This is a genomic window from Escherichia sp. MOD1-EC7003 (genome assembly GCF_002965065.1).
Lineage (GTDB): Bacteria > Pseudomonadota > Gammaproteobacteria > Enterobacterales > Enterobacteriaceae > Escherichia.
This window is the reverse complement of the sequence record NZ_PTRE01000163.1, coordinates 1-511: the sequence shown is the minus strand read 5'-3', so window position 1 is coordinate 511 and position 511 is coordinate 1. Positions and strand designations below refer to the sequence as shown.

Sequence of the window (511 nt, the reverse complement as noted above, 5' to 3'; positions counted from 1 at the left end):
ATGAGAAAAATGCGCCTGAAAAAGGCTCTAATACCCGCAATGGCTACTCGTCAAAAACGCTGCTTTGCGATGACGGCGAGATTGAGCTGAACACGCCGCGTGATCGTGAAAATACCTTTGAACCTCCGTTGATTAAGATGAACCAGACGCGTATTACGCAGATGGACAGCCAGATTTTATCTCTGTACGCCAAAGGTATGACCACGCGCGAAATCGTCGCCACGTTCAAAGAAATGTACGACGCGGATGTATCGCCCACGCTGATATCTAAAGTCACCGACGCCGTAAAAGAGCAGGTCACTGAGTGGCAAAACCGACAGCTGGATGCGCTGTATCCCATTGTTTATATGGACTGCATTGTCGTCAAAGTCCGTCAGAATGGCAGCGTGATTAACAAAGCGGTGTTCCTGGCGCCAGGTATCAACACCGACGGCCAGAAAGAATTACTGGGGATGTGGTTTGCCGAAAATGAAGTCGCAAAGTTCTGGCTGAGGTGGGTGATAGAGCTTAA

General features: G+C 49.3%; 1 protein-coding gene. It reads left to right on the top strand.

Features of this window, described 5'->3' with window-relative positions:
* Positions 1-511: IS256 family transposase (locus A7090_RS22300; RefSeq protein WP_198599609.1), on the top strand; the 511-nt coding region annotated here is incomplete at both ends.